The 21,214-nt window shown below is 48.9% G+C and carries 15 protein-coding genes; 4 read left to right on the top strand and 11 right to left on the bottom strand.

Going from position 1 to position 21,214, the window contains the following annotated elements:
- Positions 1–18: 18 nt before the first annotated feature.
- On the bottom strand, positions 19–4,347 hold the full coding sequence (locus tag ACFVRY_RS16345) for an S-layer homology domain-containing protein (protein ID WP_387501283.1): 4,329 nt from the start codon (positions 4,345–4,347) through the stop codon (positions 19–21).
- 233 nt (positions 4,348–4,580) lie between these two features.
- Positions 4,581–6,332 (bottom strand): glycoside hydrolase family 13 protein, encoded by a 1,752-nt coding sequence (locus ACFVRY_RS16340; RefSeq protein WP_387501281.1) that lies wholly within the window; start codon positions 6,330–6,332, stop codon positions 4,581–4,583.
- Between the two features lie 278 nt (positions 6,333–6,610).
- Between ACFVRY_RS16340 and ACFVRY_RS16335 the strand changes: the two genes are divergently transcribed.
- Positions 6,611–7,606, top strand: a complete 996-nt coding sequence (locus ACFVRY_RS16335) for a LacI family DNA-binding transcriptional regulator (RefSeq protein WP_387501280.1) — start codon at positions 6,611–6,613, stop codon at positions 7,604–7,606.
- Between the two features lie 44 nt (positions 7,607–7,650).
- Here ACFVRY_RS16335 and ACFVRY_RS16330 read toward each other — a convergent pair whose 3' ends face one another.
- Together ACFVRY_RS16330 and clpP are read right to left on the bottom strand one after the other, a co-directional pair.
- On the bottom strand, positions 7,651–7,857 hold the full coding sequence (locus tag ACFVRY_RS16330) for a hypothetical protein (RefSeq protein WP_387501279.1): 207 nt from the start codon (positions 7,855–7,857) through the stop codon (positions 7,651–7,653).
- 30 nt (positions 7,858–7,887) lie between these two features.
- Complete coding sequence (gene clpP / locus ACFVRY_RS16325; protein WP_387501278.1) at positions 7,888–8,469, bottom strand: ATP-dependent Clp endopeptidase proteolytic subunit ClpP; 582 nt, start codon at positions 8,467–8,469, stop codon at positions 7,888–7,890.
- Between the two features lie 188 nt (positions 8,470–8,657).
- On the opposite strand from clpP, the gene ACFVRY_RS16320 reads away from it, so the two are divergent.
- Together ACFVRY_RS16320 and ACFVRY_RS16315 are read left to right on the top strand one after the other, a co-directional pair.
- Positions 8,658–9,386 carry an RNA polymerase sigma factor gene (locus ACFVRY_RS16320; protein ID WP_387501277.1) on the top strand — a complete coding sequence of 243 codons (729 nt, stop codon included), beginning with the start codon at positions 8,658–8,660 and terminating at the stop codon, positions 9,384–9,386.
- A 36-nt stretch (positions 9,387–9,422) separates the two neighbouring features.
- Positions 9,423–10,304, top strand: coding sequence for an NAD-dependent epimerase/dehydratase family protein (locus tag ACFVRY_RS16315; RefSeq protein WP_387501276.1), 882 nt, complete (start codon positions 9,423–9,425; stop codon positions 10,302–10,304).
- A gap of 69 nt (positions 10,305–10,373) precedes the next feature.
- Here ACFVRY_RS16315 and ACFVRY_RS16310 read toward each other — a convergent pair whose 3' ends face one another.
- Positions 10,374–12,215: a methyl-accepting chemotaxis protein gene (locus ACFVRY_RS16310; protein WP_387501275.1), complete on the bottom strand. Its 1,842-nt coding sequence runs from the start codon at positions 12,213–12,215 to the stop codon at positions 10,374–10,376.
- Between the two features lie 309 nt (positions 12,216–12,524).
- Between ACFVRY_RS16310 and ACFVRY_RS16305 the strand changes: the two genes are divergently transcribed.
- On the top strand, positions 12,525–13,388 hold the full coding sequence (locus tag ACFVRY_RS16305; RefSeq protein WP_387501273.1) for a CPBP family glutamic-type intramembrane protease: 864 nt from the start codon (positions 12,525–12,527) through the stop codon (positions 13,386–13,388).
- 280 nt (positions 13,389–13,668) lie between these two features.
- Here the strand turns inward: ACFVRY_RS16305 and ACFVRY_RS16300 are convergent, their stop codons facing one another.
- The 6 genes from ACFVRY_RS16300 to ACFVRY_RS16275 form a co-directional block, all read right to left on the bottom strand.
- Positions 13,669–14,418 carry an NADPH-dependent oxidoreductase gene (locus ACFVRY_RS16300; RefSeq protein WP_387501272.1) on the bottom strand — a complete coding sequence of 250 codons (750 nt, stop codon included), beginning with the start codon at positions 14,416–14,418 and terminating at the stop codon, positions 13,669–13,671.
- 39 nt (positions 14,419–14,457) lie between these two features.
- Complete coding sequence (gene treR / locus ACFVRY_RS16295; protein WP_387501271.1) at positions 14,458–15,174, bottom strand: trehalose operon repressor; 717 nt, start codon at positions 15,172–15,174, stop codon at positions 14,458–14,460.
- 108 nt (positions 15,175–15,282) lie between these two features.
- On the bottom strand, positions 15,283–17,373 hold the full coding sequence (treP, locus tag ACFVRY_RS16290; RefSeq protein WP_387501270.1) for a PTS system trehalose-specific EIIBC component: 2,091 nt from the start codon (positions 17,371–17,373) through the stop codon (positions 15,283–15,285).
- A gap of 38 nt (positions 17,374–17,411) precedes the next feature.
- Entirely contained in the window at positions 17,412–19,115 is a 1,704-nt protein-coding gene (gene treC / locus ACFVRY_RS16285) for an alpha,alpha-phosphotrehalase (RefSeq protein WP_483875152.1), read from the bottom strand.
- 220 nt (positions 19,116–19,335) lie between these two features.
- The gene (locus ACFVRY_RS16280; protein ID WP_387501269.1) at positions 19,336–20,238 is read right to left on the bottom strand and encodes a LysR family transcriptional regulator; all 903 of its coding nucleotides are present in this window, start codon (positions 20,236–20,238) and stop codon (positions 19,336–19,338) included.
- 86 nt (positions 20,239–20,324) lie between these two features.
- A complete protein-coding gene (locus ACFVRY_RS16275) occupies positions 20,325–21,116 on the bottom strand; it encodes a helix-turn-helix domain-containing protein (protein ID WP_387501408.1) in 792 nt (263 codons plus the stop codon).
- Positions 21,117–21,214 lie beyond the last annotated feature (98 nt).

Raw genomic sequence — 21,214 nt, 5'->3', positions numbered from 1 at the left:
CATACTCTCTCAGCGCGATTACTCCGCTTTTTTATCAAGCAAATTCAGGATGATCGTAACTGCCTCTGCTCGTGTAGCTGTCCGGTTAGGAGCGAACTGGTTCTGGCCAACTCCGCCTACCAGACCTTCGCTCGCAGCAGCTGCAATGTAAGGAGCAGCCCATGCCGGTACATCTTTGGCATCTGCAAAGGTTAATTTAGCTTTAGGATCAACAGTAATTCCCAATGAACGTACGATCATGACTGTCAATTCCGCACGGGTCAGATTCTGTTCTGGACGGAAAGATCCGTCATTGTACCCGCTGATGATGCCTTTAGTTACAGCTTGTGCTACATAGGACTTCGCCCATGCTGGAATTTTATCCATGTCCTTGAAGGTTGCACTATCGCTGTTCTCTGGCAGTTGCAATGCGCGGGCCAGCATCGTGATGAACTCGGCACGGTTTACGTCCTTGTTCGGACGGAATGTGTTGTCGTTATAACCATTGACGAATCCAGCTGCAACAGCCTTTTGAATAGCTGCCGCTGCCCAGTGACTGCCAGTATCCGTTAACACAGGCTTCGCAGGCACATCCGTGCTTCCACCATTGGTTGCTGGTGGAGCTGTCGGTGCAGGCGTCTGTGTTGGAGCTACCGGCGGAGTAGCCGAAGGTGAAGGCGTTGGTACAGACGGTGCTGAACCTCCTGGCGTCGGCATTGGTACCACTGGAGTCGGCGTTGGCGCTTCCGGTGTTGGTACTTCCGGTGTTGGTACTTCCGGTGTTGGTGTAGTTGGTACTTCGCCGTCATTCTCTTTCTTGATGATACCAAACTGGTCGACGATAAATGGTTCTGCATTATTCTTGTTCTGGTCGATCTCATACGTCACGGCAGTCAGTTTGTCACCATCTACAGTGATACCAACAAAGTTCTGAACCTGTCCACGCTTAGGGCGAGTGTTGTCGCTTGGGTCCGGACCGTATGGAGCGGCATGGTTCTCATCAGCCACTTCAAAGAGGTTGTAATAAGCTTCTCCCAGTGCAGGCTTTTGGTTCTTGTAATAAACCTTTGCTCCCGCTGTTGCCGGAATGAGGTAGATTGAACCATCAGGGTTAACCGTGTATTCTACAGTTGTTCCGTTGAGTGATTCTGTAATCTTCTCGGTAGCTGCAGCAGTTCCGTCAGCCTTGATCGGCTTGGTACGGGCATAGATATGGTCATGTCCTTGCAGGACAAAATCAATACCCAGCTCTGCCATAATCGGAGCAATTTTAGTTCTTACGCCATTCGAACCCATAATATCTTTGTCCGTTGCGTGATTGGAGGTTGTGTATGGACCTTTATGAATGTTCACAATAATCCAGCGTGCACCGGCTTTATGAGCCTCTTGAACATCTTTCTTCAACCACTCTACTTGCTCGTTGCTGAAGTTAGCATATTGATCAGAATTCTCGTTGCTGTTCAGGACCACGAAATGAGCGTTGCTGTAATCATAGGAATAGTAAGCGCCTGTCACAGTCGCTGAACCAGCTGCTTCCTGAATATTGAAATGCTCATAGAAGGCATTTGCTTTATCTTCATGATTACCTGCCGACGGTGCAATGGTTGTGTTAAGCAGACTATCCTGCGAATGACCAAGCAGCCAATCCCATTGTGTCTCATTAGTTCCTGTGTCCACAATATCTCCGTTGTGAAGAACAAATTCGGCATTCGGCACTGTCTTCAGTGCTTTAGCCAACGTCTCGGCAGAGAGAATCGCTTCATCTTCTGATTTTGCTTGAGTATCCGCCAGGTCCACAAAAGTAAATGCTCCCGATTTAGATGCCGTACGGAAAGTTCCCGTCGTACTCCAGATACCCAATGCCTCATCGCCAACACGGAAGTAGTAAGAAGTATTTTCTTTAAGTCCAGTCGCTTCCACTTTATGCACCAGTTCTCCCTTAGCATTCGTGGAGACAGACGAGCGGCCTGCAAACTTAGTTGCTTGTGTAAAGTCCGGGGTAGTTCCAGTGTTCTCTACTACTTGCAAATCACTTCCCTTGGAAACCAGCGGTGTATACCAAGTGAAACCTTTAGCACTGGTAGGGTCACCGTTAAAGGTTACCGTTACTTTACTCACGGAAGGTTGAACCGCGATCACGCCCGCTGAATTGGTTCTGCCGCTTACCGCTTTAATTACAAACTGATAGTTCTTTGTTGCATCCAGGTTATCCACTGTATAGCTGTAAGAGGTTACTCCATCTTGAGCCGAAACCAGTTTACTCCAGTTAGGGGATACCAGATCATTTTTCTCATAGATGCGGTAGCCGGATACCGCTGAACCGGAAGACGGTGCATTCCATGTCAATGTCGTCTTACCGTCTGCATCAGTAAGCACTTGGGCCTGCTGTACAGGAGCAACCGTTACATCCGACTTCTGAATGCTGTATTGATCATACAGATCCGTTGTTCCTCCGGTAGTAGTCGTATAAGCTTGGAAATTCAATTTGTCTTCGGTAATCGTTACACCTGTGAACATTTCCTTGCCAGGCTGTTCGTATTTAGCTGCAAAGGGGAATGGACCTGCCTTCACGCTATATTTCTTGTTACCAGCAGCATTCGTAATCAGATAAAGCGTACCGCCTGGATCTTTAACGAGACCATTCTCATCCGGTACGATATCCGTCAGCGGTTCATTGTTCAGCATTTGATAACTGCGTGTATACGTGTGATCATGCCCGCCAATAACCATATCAATGCCCAGTTCGTCGAACACCTTAGTTAATTGAGTCCGGTAGAACAGAACGTCAGCGTCATTCGTGTGGCTGGCTACAGAGTATGGTGATTTGTGCAGAAGCACGATTTTCCATTTCTTATCTGTCTTGGCTACTTCATTGCGCAGCCAGTCTACTTGCTTGTAATAGATTTCATTGTTGGCAGCGTTAGTGCTTGTGCCGTAATATTCGGTGTTAATGATCATAAAGTGTGCAGGGCCGTAATCCAGCGCATACACTGAGCCGTCCGGCTTAGCGCCTGTGTTCGACACGTTCGGTAGATTAAAGTGTCCTGCATAGTTGCTGTAGTTCTTGCTCTCGTGATTACCGACCAGTGGAACCATCGGTGTTTGTGTCAAAATGTCCTTTGGCTTATCAAAGAACCATCCCCACTGCTCTTCCAGATCACCATTATCTACCAAATCACCGGAGTTCAGAATGAATTCCACACCCGGAAACTTACCAAGACCCTCTTGCAGCGTATGATTCCAGATATCAAAATCCGCCTCAGTGGTACCTTGAGAGTCCGTAGTATAGAGGAACTGGAATGCTTTGTTGTCAGCTTTTTCCGTTGTGAAAGTTCCGATATCACTCCAGTTACCCGCTTGTCCATCACCTACACGGTAAGCATATGTTGTTCCTGGCTGCAAGCCTTCAGCAACCGCTTTATGGCTGGTGATTACTTTGGTTTTGTTAGCAGTTTTATCTGCCTTGGACTGGTACACGCTAGCAGCTGTGGTTGTCCCCTCGAAGCTCAGGACACCGGCTGCCGGTAGCTTACCGTCAACTAATTTAGAGGCTTCCACTACCTCCAGCTTGCTGCCTGTTATCGTCTCCGATGCATACCAGGCAAATCCCATGCCAGTCTGCGGATTTCCATTGAATGTCAGGGCAATCGACTCCGGCTTCCCTGCACCCGGAACCACAGGGTCTACTGGAGGATACGCAATCAAATTCATTGCCCAATAAAGATCGGAGCTGGATTTAGTGCTCTGATGCACTTCAGCCGAAAGCTCATTGTTTCCGTTCTTTAGATTCGCTTTAATAATATTTGTAAGATCTACATTCGTAACATTGGGATCAGCCTTATTATAAGTGCTTTTCGTCAAGTAGTTGACCGGACCCTCCGGCATACCTTCCCGGTAAATTTCTGTGCCATTTAAGTACACAATGATGCCATCGTCGAATCCGAATGTTGCCGAAATCCGGTTATACGCACTAAGTTGAGCTGTATTTACATTCAGATTCGTGCGAAAATAGGAAGTCATGTATTTATTGGCTTTATCTCCGCCGTAGCTAATTTCCGTATTCAATGGACCAAAATTAGGGCTGCTGACTCCGGTGCCATTATCTTTGTAACCTAGTGGAGCCTGTCCCGATTTCCAAGTGGAATCATCATAGACAGCCTGCCATACCGTACCTTGATCGCTACCGTCATCGACATACTTCCAGGAAGCATTACCTTCCAGTAGTGTCAGAGGTTGAAGTGCTAACGTCCGCAGGTCTGCACCTTCGTCATTATTTGCTGCATAAACGGTAAATCCGTTCGCTGCAACCCCCAATACCATGATCAGGGCCAGTGTCATCGATACTGCTTTTTTAAACAACCTACTCATTTGTGCCTCCCGTATTCGTGGTGTTTTATCTATGTACCGACTCATGTTAACAACCCAATGTGTTCAATATGTGAGCAGGAACTCATGAGAACGTAAAAAAAACCCGCGTAACAAGGCTTATTTTACACACCACTTGAACAAGCACACTAATAAATGGAACAGCGTACCCTTTTTAACAGAAAAAAAACCTTCGACCCAAGTTAGAGCATGGTCGAAGGTTTTTGAATTCCCTATCACACAGGTTCAGTTAAGACAGGTGAATCACTTTGTTGTAATGGAGCGATGGCATCATCCGTGCTCTCCTGATCAGCAGGGACACCCGCCAACAAATAGACACGCGATTCGTAAGGCCGCAAAGCCACCGTTTCGATAGATTCGCCAAGATCTACAGCATAATTATGCAGCATCAGTTGATGAGATTCGAAGTGTAGACCTGCCGGCAAATCGAACAGCGCTTCCTGGGCGGTTAGATTCGACATCACAAGCAGCTTCTCCGCGCCAAGCGTACGAGTATACGCGTAGATACTTTCATTCTCAGCCAGCAGCAGATCATAGGTCCCATAGATCGCGACTAAATGCTGCGCCCGTAGCGCAATAAGCTTTTTATAATGATGATAGATGGAGTCCGGGTCCTGTTGTGCACGTTCGACGTTGATCTCCACATAGTTCGGATTGACCTTCATCCATGGCTTGCCGCTGGTAAAACCGCCATTCTCGCTGCCGTCCCATTGCATTGGTGTTCTGGAGTTGTCGCGTCCGTTCTTCCAAATTACCTCCATGATCTCCGCATGGCTGCGACCGGCTGCGGTCTCAATGCGGTACATGTTCTTCATCGCCACATCGTCGTAATCATCCATGGAGTCGAATCTCACATTCGTCATGCCGATTTCCTGACCCTGATAAATAAATGGTGTTCCCTGCATGAGAAAATACATCGTTGCCAGCGATTTGGCCGATTCCAGCCAGTATTCGCCGTCATTTCCCCAAGTAGAGACAGAGCGTGGCTGATCATGATTTTCTATAAATAGCGCATTCCAGCCCCCGCCCTCCAACCCTTTTTGCCAGCGGGACAACGCGGATTTCAGCGCAATGATATCAAGACCACCGGTAACACTCTTATTCCACAAGGCCAAATGCTCAAATTGAAAAATCATATTGAATTTGCCCTGCTTCTCACCGACCCACTGCTCCGCCTGGTCGACGCCTACTCCACTTGCTTCACCAACCGTCATAATATCATAGCGGTCAAAGGTCTCCTCTTTCAATTCCTGCAGAAACTCGTGAATGCCTTCGCGGTTCATATGACCGTCTGTCGACGGAACATAGCGAAGATTATGCGGGTTCGGAAGGTCAGGGAAGCCTGCTACCTTCTTGATATGTGAAATGGCGTCCACCCGGAAACCGTCGATTCCCTTGTCCAGCCACCAGTTGACCATACCATACAATTCCTGGCGTACCTCCGGATTCTCCCAGTTAAGGTCAGGCTGTCTCTTGGAGAACACATGCATGAAATATTGTCCAGTTCTCTCGTCCAGCTCCCACGCAGAACCGCTGAAAATACTCTCCCAGTTGTTTGGCTCACGGCCATCCACCGGATCGCTCCAGATATAATAATCCCGTTTCGGATTATCCTTACCTGAACGCGCCTCAACAAACCACGGATGCTCGTCCGAGGTATGGTTAATGACCAGATCCAGAATGAGCTTCATGCCCCGGGCATGCACCTCACGCAGCAGTTGATCAAAGTCCTCCATGCTGCCGAACTCTGCCATAATGTCCTGATAGTCAGAGATGTCATATCCGTTATCGTCATTAGGGGATTTATAGATCGGGCAAATCCAGATGACATTAATCCCAAGGTCCTGCAAATAATCCAGTCTGGAAATGACCCCCTGCAAATCGCCGATACCATCTCCGTTGCTGTCCATAAAGCTTCTCGGGTAGATCTGGTAGGCTGCAGCCTCTTTCCACCATGTTCTATTCATGTGTACGCTCCTTTATATAACCGCGGTTTACGTTTAATCAGGAAATTATTTTCCTAAATAACATTCAAATCATCCTATAAACTTATAAATCAGATCAGAAATTCATTATTATCGACCAAAAACATAAAACTATAGGGAAATTATTTTCCCATAGCGATCATTATAGGATTTTTTATTTTCCCGGTCAACACATATCTTTGGATTCTAACGGGATTCCATGATATGCTGATGTCGCATGAAAGCTGGATAACAAGCTTGGAAAGTTATGGTGATTTGAAGTGAAAGTAACTATTAAAGATATCGCCAAAATGGCCGATGTCTCTATCTCCACCGTTTCGAGGGTGGTCAATAACAGCAAGCCCGTCAACGATGAGGTACGCAAGCGCGTGCTCGAAGCCATTAAGCAAACTAATTACCGGCCTGATCTTACTGGAGGTAGTGCTGGAGGCAGCAATGACAATCTGATCGGTGTCATTATTCCGCAGAGCAACAATACAGTGCTGGATGATTTCAATCTCGGCATTCGCAATCTCGCGGAGTTATATGGCTATGAAGTAATCGTGGGCTTGACGGACAGCAGTATGGAAAGTGAGCTGCACTATCTGGATTTGTTCAGACGTCTCGGCACCCGGGGAAATATTCTTGTCGGGTCAGTGCCGCAGCAAGAGCATCTGGAGCTTATCACCGCTTCAGCCGTGCCTTGTGTTCTGGCTGGGCAAGCTTCACAAATCCCCTCCTTACCTTCAGTACATCTGGACAACATCACTGCTTCCTATGAAGCGGTGACCTATCTGATCCAAAAAGGACACCGCAGCATCGCCATGATTCGTGCGGCTGGCGAAACTTCAGTTGGGGGCGATCGCTACCGGGGTTACCAGCAAGCGCTTGAAGATGCGGGGATACATATCCATGAGAGCTTGGTTGTAGAGAGCGGGTTCTCTGTGGAAGACGGGCGGCTGGCTATGGAAAATATCCTGAACAGCGGGGAGCAACCGACAGCCGTATTCTGCTCGACAGACTGGATGGCGGTGGGGGCGATGAATTATCTCATCGACAGCGGCCTGCGCATCCCGGAGGATGTGGCCGTCTTTGGTTTTGACAATAGCTATGTGGCTTCCCTTGTCCGTCCGAAGCTGTCCTCCGTGGAATATTCGGGTACAGAAATAGGGAGAACCGCGACGCGGACCCTGATCAAGCTGATCAAGGGCGAGGCGGTTTCCCCTAGCCATGCCAATGTGGCACATCATTTGAAGATTCGGGAAAGTACGGGTTAGGGGAGGCATCTTCCCCGGCCCGTTTTTTTTAGATCCGATGAAGATTATTGGGCAAAACCTATCCGTGGATGCACATGTTCCTTAATATCGAGTGTGACGGCCTGAATAGATGTGATAGGAATGTACATCTCCTGATATTCTGTGAGGTATTTGAGATACTGACCACCAACTCCCTTCAGTACTCCCCCTCTGACACTGGTGCCGTCAAGAAAATGTATTGCGACTTCTTTTCCCAGTAAGGCTTCCACCATGATTCTTCCTCCTTCTCTTACATAAGTTTTTTACAGATGGGTAATAATTTTGTCGATAATTCCATAGTCCAACGCTTCCTCGGCGGTCATGAAGAAATCACGATCCATATCCTTCTCGACCTTCTCCACAGACTGCCCTGTTCTCTCAGCGGTAATCTGAACCACTTTGGACCGCAATTGCAGGATACGCTTCGCGCTGATGGCGATATCACTGGCTTGCCCCTGCGCGCCCCCACTCGGCTGGTGAATCATAATCTCGCTGTTGGGAAGCGCACACCGCTTACCCTTCGCCCCGGATAGCAACAGTAAGGAACCAAAGGACATGGCCATCCCTGTGCAAATCGTGTTCACCTGCGGCTTGATTAACTGCATCGTATCGTAAATACTGAAGCCAGCGGTAGTGACACCACCGGGACTATTAATGTACATATGGATGTCTTTGTCCGGGTCTTCTGCCGCGAGATAGAGCAGCTGGGCTACAATACTATTAGCCATTCCATCTTCAATCTGCGACCCTACGAATACAATCCGATCCTTCAGCAGCCGGGAATAAATATCATATGATCGTTCTCCCTGGCCGGTCTGTTCGATAACATAGGGAACATAACTCATTGTATATTGCCTCCATCTCTCAATTTTGTTTTGTGTTCTGACCCGTAAACGTCCCAGGGAACTGAAAAGATACGCCGCCCGCACCAATTATTTTTTTGCCGACTGCGTATCTTCGTCTATACTTTATTCGTTTATTATTAAGAAGGAACAGAATTCCACCTTGCTGTAAAAAGGAGATGGCCCACCTAATGACCTTTAATGATCAGCCTGCCGGAATGCTGCCGGATACCCATACGACCACATTGCTGCAAGCTGCCCTGAAGCGTTACTGTCTCACATTGACCCAATCCTCTTGGGATGCGGAAGATCTCGCTCAGGAGACCTGGATCAAAGTGCTGAGCTATCTGCAAAATGCAGGGCACAGAAATATCGAGGCGTTGCTCCTGCGAACTGCCAGAAATACATGGATAGATACGGTACGACGCAAAATGACCTTCGCCCGAATTCTGGGGCTTCACCCCCCGGCAGCAGAAGGTATGGAAGACAGTGGCACCGCTGGAATTGAGGCTGCTTTTCAGGCTCTGCTGGAGCATTTGTCGCCGCTACAGCGGACGGTCTTCCTGCTCCGTGATGTGCTTGGGCATTCCGCCCTGGAATCGGCGGAGCTGCTGAACACTACGGAGGGCGCGGTCAAAGCTGCTCTGCACCGGGCGCGCCAGGCCCTACCGAACGTGCAGCAAGAGCTAGCAGATGAAGGGCCGCGCTTCCGAGAAGATTCAGACTACCTGCTTCACCTTCAGCGACTTGCCGCCGCCTACGAGAAAGGACAGGTTGCAGAGCTGATCCGACTTGCGATGCTCGATACGGTGGGGGATAACGTCGCTGCTGTAGCTGTATCATCTGTCCAAACGATCATTGCTGGAGGTTATGGAGCGGCTGGCTGGACAGGACAGCCTGAGATGAGAATGATCGCTTAATCTAATTCAAATACCAGGACTGCAAGGAGAGCGATAATGAGAAATATATTGGTACTTGGAGGAACGCGTTTTTTTGGCAAACGCCTAGTGGATCGCCTTGTGGAGGATAAAGATTGCGAAGTGACAATCGTGACACGTGGGGAAACCCCGGATGCCTTCGGAAACCGTGTTCGCAGAGTTCATGTCAACCGCAGGGATCAAGCTGCTCTGGCTGAAGCGGTAGGAGACCGGGAATGGGATGTCGTTTATGACAACATCTGCTTTTCACCGAACGATGCCGCAGCGGCCTGTGCCATTTTTGATGGCAAAGCCAAGCGTTACATCCTGACCTCAAGTCTGTCGGTCTATGATTTCAGCGATAAAGTGATCACTGAAGGAGATTTTGATGCGGCGGCGTACCCGCTGCAATATGGCGAAGCAGAGGATTTCAGCTATAAAGAAGGCAAAAGACTGGCTGAGGCCGTTCTGATCCAACGAGCCTCATTTCCTGTAGTAACTGTCCGGATTCCGATCGTGCTTGGCACGGACGACTATACACGCCGGCTGCATTTTCATATTGAACACATTCGCAACGGTGAGCCCATTGCAATTGATCCCAAGCCGCAAATGTCCTTCATCCGTTCCGATGAAGCCGCAGATTTTCTGTATTGGCTTGGAGGTTCCGATATCACCGGACCGGTCAACGCCTGCTCGAATGGCGCCCTACAGATGGGCGAACTGCTCGGTATGATTGAAACGGTCGTCGGGAAAAAGGCTGTGATTGTGGCAGATGCTCCGATAGAACATAGCTCACCATTCTATATCCATCAGCCGTGGTTTATGGACACAACAAAAGCCAGGTCGGCAGGATATTCCTTCCTCGACCTGGCTACATGGATGCCAGAACTGATAACTGTGCTAAACCGCTCATATGAATAAAATTGTCAGCTTATAGCGAAAAATTGCCCGGGTAATATCTTAAAGAAAAATCTTAAAGCAAACTCAGCTCTAAGCTGAACTTGCTTTGGGGTAAGAAACAACAGTTTCTGTAGTGGAAGATGTAGCATCGCCACTTTCCACTTTTGCCCGTCGCCCTAGCGGAAGTGATTCGGATTGATTGGCCGAATCACTTCCGCTATTAATTTTGAACACATTGATCTCCTGGAACAGCTTCTGTGAGATTTCATGAATATCAACAGCCTGCCGGGCAATGGCAGCGATGGACTGGTCCTGCTGAATGCTGGAAGCATTCACCTCTTGTACCCCTGCAGCGGTCTCTTCGGCAATAGCGGCAACAGAGTGCACAGACTCAGCAAGCCGGGTATTCATCCCGCGCGTCTCATCCACCTTGTCATGAATATGGCCGATCTGTTTGCTAATCTCGGCAATCGACTGATCAATCGCCTCAAAAGATGCCAGCGTCTCTTCAACCTTCTCTTCTTGCTCCTCCAGATTTCCACGTGTCTCCAGCATATCTTGCTGGAAATCTTCCATCCCTTGTTGAAGTTCAGCGATAATCTCGCGAATATGCCCGGAGGACACCTTCGTCTGATCAGCCAGTTGTCTAACTTCATCTGCGATCACCGCAAAACCTTTGCCATGCACCCCGGCTCTTGCAGCTTCAATCGCAGCATTCAGTGACAGAATATTCGTCTGGCTGGAAATTTCCGTAATGGTCTGGGTAATCCGCGAAATATCCCGCGACTGTTCAGCAAGCTTGTCCAGCGTAAGATACACTTTGCCCACTGATTGACGGGATTGCCCGGAAACTTCCCGAAGGGCGGTTACCGCTGCCGAACCACTGCGTGTATTTAGATTCGCCGTTTCACTTGTCGTCAACATGACCTCTGTATACTCCGTAATCTCTTGGATTCCACGCTCCAATTCCTGAATCAGTCCCGCACTCTGCTCAGACTGCCCGGCCTGTTGATCAGCACCAGATGAAATATCCTGGATTGTTCTGACGATATCCTGGTTCGTATGAGCAGTAATGGCCGACGACTGTTGGAAAGAATTCGAATAATCCGCCAGCGAAGAAGCCACCGTCTGTGTCTGTTGCAGCATTTCTCTAACCCGGCCCACCATATGGTCAAAATGATGACTTAAACGCCCAAGCTCATCGTTATATGGAGAATTGATTTGCTCACGCAGGTCTCCTTCGGATATTTTGCGTAGTGCCGTTTGTAGTTTACGAACAGGATTCAGGAACGAACGAATCAACACTATAGCAATCACAAGCGTGAAAATCAGTACAAAAATAGCTGCATAGAGCACAACTGCATTGGTATTCTTCAGCAGATCAAAGGACACTCCTTGGGCTTGCTCGGCATTTTCTGCCGCCGCAGTGTACAACTTCCCATTGCTCTCCAGCATGGTGCCGTTTAGTTCCTGTGCCTTCGTATGTAATTCATCGATTTTATCTAGAACGGTCATCGGGTCGAGACTGCTGTCATTCAAAGTCTGAACCAACTCGTCGACAACGCCCGTATATTCCTGGGCCTGGCCCTGCAATTGCTGCAGCCCCTCCTGTGCGGAAGTACCCGATCCAAACTCTACTTTAGCCATTTCCGCATATAATTTCTTCTCCTTCTCCTTGAAAGCATCGGCCCATTCCAGATCACTTGTGCCGGCCAGCGAGGCTTCCACACTCTTCATTTCCTGTAGCAGCTGCGTAAGCGTAGAGACTGTGATTCTATTTTCCATCTCTGTTTTCTGTGTTTCCATGGATTTTTCGATCTGATTGATTTTGTACCCCTGGTAAACAGCCACCCCTAAAAAAATCAGTGCCACAGCGGAAAAGCTCAGGATCAGCTTCCATTTCATCGAAAGATGCATGCGGGTTACCTTCAAAAGAATCATCCCTCCATCAAAAGCCTCAAGTGCCAGTAGGTACATTCTACCAACACATATTGATTGTAGGAGCCAGATATTAAATGTTCCGCACAGTTTTGTTCGGTGAACGTAAAGAATGTTTTAACAATGTGTGAAAGTGCAAGGTACACCTATATCGGGTCCAGGTGCTTCCCTCGACCGAAGGTCCGTTCCTGCTCGACTTTGGTCGGGGGAAAATTCTGGACTTGAGATTGTTCTGATCAAGGCACAACGCTTGCTATACTTCTACTTGGACATACATACTTTTTGATTAAAGGGGATCACATCATGAAAACAAACGCTGGCAGCACGCCTGCCACAAGTACAAACGGGGATATGGAACGTGTTCGCTCCGCCAGACGGGGATTACTTGTCTTTTTTGCAATACTTATCCCACTCTCTATCCTTGGTTATGTGCTATCAATGAAACAAGAGATCTTCGTCCTGTTCCTGATGTGGACACCGGGACTGGCCTCCATCTTCACCCGCTTGATACTGCGTGAAGGTATATCAGATATCTCCTTGAAGATTGGCGGAAAACGTACACTGAAGACCTTGCCCTTTATACTACTGTTTCCTGTAGTTATTGGTCTCGTCGGCTACGGAATCGCTTGGATCACAGGTCTGGTACAATTCGTCACACCAGATACATTCATTAAAGCATCACCTGTTGTTGTATTCATAGGATTGTTACTTGCACAAATGCTCCTTGGCACATTGGAGGGTTTGATCGGTGGTGTCGGCGAAGAACTGGGCTGGCGCGGCTATATGCTTACTCGACTGATTGACGCCCGCGTTCCCCAACCGATACTTCTCAGCGGGCTTATCTGGGGTGTGTGGCATCTCCCCTTGATCCTTGCCGGGAACTATTATTCAGGGCCTTATCCCGTGCTCTCCGTGCTCCTGTTTATGATCTCGGTTACCTCCATGGGATATGTCATTGGGCGTATACGGCTAACAACCGGTAGCTTGTGGGCTGCGGCGTTCCTGCATGCCTCATGGAATGCCATCATTCAAGATGTCTTTGATGCCTTCTCCAAAGGAGATCATGCACTGCTCTGGACTGGAGAGTCCGGAATTCTGGTGGCTCTTACCTTGCTGGTAGCGGCAGTAATCATTTCACGGAAACCGCTGGTGGCAAGAAAATTGTAATTATAACTGAACTTAAGATTTTTATATGGTTAAGGTTGTCATTGCGGAAAATGTTTGGACTCCCGGCCGCTGTTGTCTCCAGATTTCTTGGGATTATACCGCTATTCGCGGATAAAATCCGGAGACAAAGGCGTCGCTTTCGCTCCTACAGTTCCAAAATCCCCTCCATTCCGTTACCCATATGTTAAATTTCCTAGTTCACTCTATATAGTATAAAAAGAAGCATTCCTGCCAAATACGGCTTTGGAATGCTTCTTTGCTCCTACACAGCGGTCCGGTCTTACTCCTCCCGCTCCTTATCATACATAAACCCTTGCTGTTTGAGGGTATTCCGGGCATCGCCGTACACAGGATTATTGGCATAGAAATGGGCGACCCAACTCGTCCAGCTTCGCTCAGGAAGACCTTGCTGCTGCAGGGATTGACGATGCGTTTCATTATAAGCCTGTAGTATCCCAGTCTGATCAGGGTTGTACTGCTCTTCGTGGTAGACGGCCTCCATAGGCAGACGGGATTTCTTCGGGCTCTCCGCGCCGGGATAACCGACACATAGACCTGCGATGGGAAAAACGTACTTCGGTAGCTGCAATAGCTCAATCACAGCCTTCGTATTGCGGCGGACCCCACCGATCGGAATGGTTCCGAGACCTAGCGATTCTGCGGCCGTGATTGCGCCAGCCATGGCGAGACCAACGTCTGCCGCCCCAACCAGCAGAGCATCCACATCGGAAGCTGCTTCAAAGGGTTGACCTTCCATCTCGCTTGCCAAACCCGCACGGTAAAAGTCCATGCAGAACACAAGGAACACCGGTGCGTCTGCCACATGCTTTTGATTACCGCTCAGCTCTGAGAGCCGCTGTTTCCGCTCCTGATTATGGACTGCGATGATCGTGAACTGTTGACCGTGGACCCAGGAAGGTGCGGCTTGAGCCGAAGCAATAATATTTTGCAAATCCTCAGTACTCACTGCCCGGTCAGAATAGTTCCGGTAAGAGCGGTGGTTCGTTAACGTTCGTATAACCTCATTCACAAAAGTTCATCCTTTCTGTCTTCACTAACTAAAAAAATCCTAAGGAATCCGCCGGGCAAAATCCACGAACTGGAACTTGTCCAAGCGGTGCCTCGATTCCGTATACTGAAACAGAGTTGTGTCTTCCAAAAATACAAAGTTGCGGACAAGCACCACATGGGTCAGTCCGTTCAGATCCAGTAGCGCCCGATCCTCGTCCGTAGCCTCTTCGACAGAAATTTCTTTTTTGGCATAACTGATCACAAGATTCAATGTCTGCTCCAGATATTCATAGATAGAGCCTGCGGCTAGTTCCTCTGTCAGCAGAACAACTTTGTCCGGCCGAAAATAATCTTTGTCCAGGATGATACGCTCGCCTTCAATCTCTCGGACCCGGATCACCTCCCAAACAGGCGCCCCCGGCTCTATCTGCAAATAATCCGCAATAGACGGCGAAGCCTCGGTACAGACGGTTCTTTGTACAAGCGTACGCGTCGAACGGCCGATTTTTCCCGACATCTCCTTGAAGCTGGTAAGCCCCGTAACCGGAAAGTTCATGCGCCCGATATCCAGCACATATGAACCCTTGCCTCTAATTTTCTGGATAAACCCGTGCTGTACTAGTAAATTTAGCGCTTTGCGGACGGTTTCCCGCGAGGTAGAATATGAACACATTAGTTCATTCTCCGAAGGCAGTTTGGTCCCCGGGGGAATCTTGCCTGACTGAATTCGTTTTGCATACGTATTAAAAATGCTCTGATATATATTTTCCTTCAATTCCATCACCGCTTACCATTTTACCATAATTCTATGTTAAAAAAAGAAACGGGCATTGTCCATTGCTGGACGATACCCGTTTCTGCTTACACGATGATTGATTTTCTCTTACTCTGCATTCAAGCGAATTTTCAAGCTGACGTTCCGCCCAGCCGCTACTGCGCCTGGCGCAGCTTCTTCTACGCCTGCAATGATATCCTGACCGTCCGGAATGATGATCGGTGTAATCAGCGGTAACCCTGCGGCAGAAATCGCCGCCATATCAAATTCTAGCAAGAGCTGCCCAGCCTTGACCTCGTCCCCGATATTGACATGGCTTGTAAAAGCGCTGCCTTTCAGGGACACCGTGTTAATCCCGACATGGATCAGCACCTGTACGCCAGTGCTATGCTCCAGAATGACGGCATGCTTGCTCTTGATGATATGCGCCACTGTTCCATCGAATGGCGCGGTTACCCGCCCCTCTTCCGGCTCAATAGCGATCCCTTGCCCCATCTGTCTTTCGGCAAAAGCCGGATCGGGAACGTTCTCCAGCGGTACCGCTTGACCCGTCAGTGGAGCATAAATATTCAGTACCCGGGTACCATCTTCCTCTGTAACGATGCCGAAAGATGGAATACCGGATTCAGCCGCCACGGAGGTAGCCGAACCTGCATCAACCTTATCGGTAGCGCTACCGGAAGCTTTCGCGCCTTGTACAGGAGTCTCTGCACGCACAACGTGATTCTCGGAAGCTGATTTAGTTGTTACCGCAGCTGTACCAGCTGATCCTGCGGCAATCGCCCCTTCTTTACGCCCGACAATTTTGCCATACAATACGGTTAAACCAAATGGCACAACTAGCACGATGCCCATCCCGATGAAGAACACACCCCATTGTTTTGGGAAGATCGACAGGAAGCCGGGAATACCCCCGATCCCAACCGAGGAGGCCAACACATGGTTTATGGTTAACAGTACGCCGCCAATTGCCGAGCCGATCATCCCGAAAATGAATGGATATTTATAACGGAGATTCACCCCGAAGATCGCTGGTTCCGTAATACCAAGGAATGCCGAGATCGAAGAAGTGGCTGCGAGCCCCTTCGCCTTTTGCTCTCTCAGTACAAGCATCATCGCAAGTGCCGCTGCACCTTGAGCGATATTGGAGAGTGCCAGCATCGGCCAGAGGAACGTTCCGCCCTCGCTGCCGATCAATTGCACATCGACCGCAAGGAAGGTATGTTGCATCCCCGTAACTACGAGCAAAGCGTATAACCCGCCATAGAGCAATCCCCCGAGTGCTGGTAGCGTATTAAATACATGTACAAGGCCGGAGGTAATGGCATTACCCAGGGCAAAAGTTACCGGACCGATCACCGTAAAGGCCAGGAAGCCGGTAATTAACAGTGCGACCGGGGCCACAACAAGTAACTTGATAGAATCGGCCACTCTTTTATTCAGGAAGCCCTCAATCCTTGCCAAAATGTAAGCGGAGACCAAAACGGGCAGCACCTGTCCCTGATAGCCGATCTTCTCAATATGCCAGCCGAAGAGGTTCCATACCGGTATCGTTCCCTTAGTAGAAGCCTCAGCATAGCTGTAGGCACTAAGCAGATCCGGGTGAACCAGAATCAGACCGAGTACAATCCCTAACAGCGGACTGCCGCCGAACCGGTTCACTGCTGACCAACCGATCAGCGCAGGAAGGAAGGTAAAGGCAGTATTGGCAATCAGGTTGATAATAGAGGCGATGCCCGTCCACTCAGGATAAACCTGCACCAATGACTGGCCTTCGAAGAATATCCCCGGACCGGTCAGAATATTGTTAAGTCCCAGCAGAAGACCTGAAGTTACAATAGCTGGAAGGATCGGAATGAAGATATCCGCCAGCGTTTTAATCGCCCGTTGAAGCGGATTCTGCTTCTTCCCGGCTGAGTTCTTGACATCCTCTTTGGATGAGCGCGGCCCACCTGTAATTGCGATCATTTCATCATATACTTTGTCCACGAGTCCCGGTCCAATGACAACCTGGAACTGGCCTTGGGAGGAGAAATGGCCTTTAACGAGATCGTTACTCTCCAGAAGCGCATGATCAACCTTTTCTTCATCGGCTAACGAAAAGCGAAGCCGGGTGACACAGTGGGTAGCCACTTCAATATTGTCTTTGCCGCCAATGGCCCGGACAATCTCTTCTACACTTTTTTTATCAACAGCCATGGGATTCACTCCTTTATTCTGTATTTCCGTATCGATTCTTAGTTTATAACCCACATACACGAGGCATAAGGCGACAGCCTCATCTCTGTTCCCAGTTCTGGAACCATCTCTGTATTGGCAATGAGCAGTTCATACGACTTACCCGCCAGCGCAGCTTCTGCAAAAGACTCCGGCAGCGTGAATGTCGCCGGCTGGCCGCTGAAATTGGAGACTACCACCAGCGTCTCCTTGTCAGAGAGCCGTGCATAAGCAAATACCTGCGGATGACCTTCATCCAGACGCTCATAACGGCCATCGGTCAGAACCGCCAGCGATTTGCGCAAGCCAATCAGCTTGCGGTAATGGTGGAGAATCGAATTCGGATCGGCCAATTGCTGCTGCACATTGATCTCCTGGTAACGCTCGTCCACCTTAATCCACGGCGTCCCCGTAGTAAATCCAGCCTGTGGACTGTCATTCCACTGCATCGGTGTGCGGGAATTGTCGCGGGAACGCTCCCGGATAATGTCCATTGCTTCCTCTGGCGTTTTCCCCCGTTCCAGTAGAATACCGTACATGTTCCGGGACTCAATATCCCGCAGCTCGCTCATGTCTGTCCAATGAGGATTGGGCATACCAATCTCTTCCCCTTGGTAGACATAAGGCGTACCTTGCAGACCATGCAGGGTCGTCGCCAGCATTTTAGCGCTTTCTACACGGTAACGTCCATCATCGGCAAAACGGGACAACGCCCGCGGCTGGTCATGATTGTTGAAGAACAGCGCGTTCCAGCCCCCGCCTTCCTGCATACCCTGCTGCCAGCGGGACAGAAGGCTTTTCAGCGCCTCAAAATCATACGGCATAAGCTCCCACTTCTGCCCGTTTGGGTAATCCACCTTCAGATGGTGGAAATTGAACGTCATAGAGAATTCCTTCTCATCCGGATTGGAATAACGCAGACAGTGCTCCAGCGTGGTGGAAGACATCTCTCCTACCGTGATCGCGTTGTAAGGACCATATACCTGCTCATACAATCCTTTAACGTACTCATGCACCCTTGGACCGTCAGTATAGTAGCGCCGTCCATCACCGGGGAGAACGCTGCCATCATCATCCGGGAACGCCTGGTTCTTGGAGATGAGATTGATCACATCCATTCTGAAACCGCTAACGCCTTTGTCCGCCCAAAATTTCATCAGCTTAACGACCTCTTCACGCACCGCCGGATTCTCCCAATTGAGATCAGCCTGCGTCTTGTCGAACAAGGTCAAGAAATACTGGCCAGTGCCTTCATCATACTGCCAGGCCGAACCTCCGAACTTGGACTGCCAGTTATTCGGCGGGCCACCATCCGGCTTCGGGTCCTTCCAAATATAATAGTCCCGGTACGGATTATCCTTGGAGCTCTTGGACGCCTGGAACCAACGATGCTCTGTTGAAGAATGGTTAACCACGATGTCAAGCATAAGATGCATGCCACGGCTTTGGACACCTTCCATCAGCTCATCAAAATCCGCCATCGTTCCAAACTCCGGGTTGATTTGGCAATAATCCGCCACATCGTATCCGTTATCATTTTGGGGAGACACATAAACCGGCTGAAGCCAGATAATATCAATACCAAGCTGCTGCAAATAGTCGAGCTTGCCTGTTAGACCCCGGATATCACCTTCACCGCTGCCTGTTGAATCCATAAAGCTTTTGGGATATACCTGATAAACTGTAGAACGCCTCCACCAATCCTGCGCTTTTGAAATAATCACAGTTTAGTCCTCCTTACCAAGCAAATTAATTAATCCTGTATATACAAGTTCATTAGCCTTACCATAGTATTACTTGTATATACATGTTGTCAATCGGAAGAATTTATTCCCTGTCTCCATCTATAAAAAAACGGTTATTGCTTCTAGGAGCAATAACCGTTACTTAACCTATTCCCTATATTCTAAATCAATATTCACACGCAACAGAACGATCTGTACTTTATTCAGCAATCGCCTGCTGAAGCGCCTCGACATAGGCAAGAGCAAGCTTGGACAACGCCGCATTCTTATGGCTGATCCAGCCGACATTAATGGTCTCGTCACAATCCAGAGGCACCGGAATGATCTCATTGCCGTTCAGATCCGCACTGAGTACCCCGGTAGAAATGGTATAGCCGTTTAGACCGATCAGCAGATTGAAGAGGGTTGCTCTATCATTCACCCGGATGCTTTTCTGATGGGACAAGGTACTAAGAATCTCCTCAGAGAAGTGAAAGGAATTATATTCCCCCTGCTCAAAAGACAGGTAAGGATAATGTTGAAGCTGGTCAACCGTTACGATGGACTGCTTTGCCAGCGGGTTGTTAATGCTGATAAAAATATGCGGCTTGGCCAGGAACAGGCTGTGGAATTCCAGATTTGCCGATTGCAGCAGCTTGTTGATGACCTTGGCGTTGAACTCATTCAAGTACAGGATGCCGATCTCGCTACGCAGACTTTTGACATCCTCAATAATCTCATAGGTCTTCGTCTCACGCAGTGCCAATTCATATTCATCATGACCATATTCACGGACGAGATTCACGAACGCATTAACCGCAAAGGCATAATGCTGTGTGGACACGGAAAAATGCTGTGGAGACGGCTTCGCATCGAGATAGCGATTCTCCAGCAGTTCCGCCTGTTCCAATACTTGCCTTGCGTACCCAAGAAATTCAGCTCCCTCCAGAGAGAGCGAGATCCCTTTGTTGGTGCGTTCAAAGATCGTAATCCCCAGTTCTTTCTCAAGCTCTCTGATGGCATTGGACAAGCTCGGTTGGGAAATAAACAAGCGCTTAGCCGCTTCGTTCATAGACCCCCGGCTTGCCACTTCAATGACATATTTCAACTGTTGTAAGGTCAATAGAATAATCCTCTCTATATTTCAATTGCTTAGAGGGGATGAGTCCCCGCCTCTCTTCCCTCTATTATATAATACATTTCAAGTTTTTACTTCCCGACATACATCGTTCTGTTAAGAAAATGATTCATCAAGAGTGGTAAGGAAATCAGGATCGGAGGGTCACCAAATTCGGGAGGATGCAAAGTAATCTCCTGATAAGGGATCGGTGAATGCGATGTTACAACTAGCGGTTCCCTGAAGCGGGCTCGCAAGGTGGTGTATGGCAGCAAAAAATCAAGGGCCTGCATCCCCCAGGAGACAGCGGTAGCCATCAAATAATAGCTACCTGGCTTTACATTCGTAAAGCGAAAATCGCCCATATTGTGCAACAGCATCCCATGCAGCGGCAGACCTTCAGGGATGGGCCTGGCGAACAACCCAACCAAAGTTACTCCCTGAAACGGAACCTCTGACCTCACCGTTCCCTCTACCGTGCCTATCCGAGTGGCCCCAGACTGCCACTCTCTCCAACCTCCAAGACTTTGCAGGGATCTCAGATGTTCCTCCGCCTGAAACCGTGAATGCCTGAATTCAGACGGTGTTACCCCGACACGTTCGACAAAACGGGTCGCAAAGGTACCCTGGCTTTGCTGACCAATTTCAAGAGAGATATCACGGACACTCAGGTTCGTTCGCAACAGAAGATCCTTTGCTTTTTGCAGACGAAGGGAAGAAACATAATAGAGCGGCGGCAAGCCGGTTCTTTGTTTAAATATACGCGTAAAGTGAAAAGGGCTGTAACCCGCATAGCTAGCCAGCCGGGACAGTGGCAGGGGTTCATAAAGGTGGCGGTGAATATAGGCAATAATCCCATCTATTTCTGCATACCGGTTGGACATAGGCATGGCGCACCCCTCCAGGAATATTTTATGCTAAAAAGAACGTAAGTTCGCCATTATTTTATCATAATTTTGACACGTAATAAACCAAAAACCTC

Source organism: Paenibacillus sp. NPDC057934 (assembly GCF_042887565.1).
GTDB lineage: Bacteria > Bacillota > Bacilli > Paenibacillales > Paenibacillaceae > Paenibacillus_AQ.
This window is presented reverse-complemented; position numbering and strand designations above follow the sequence as displayed.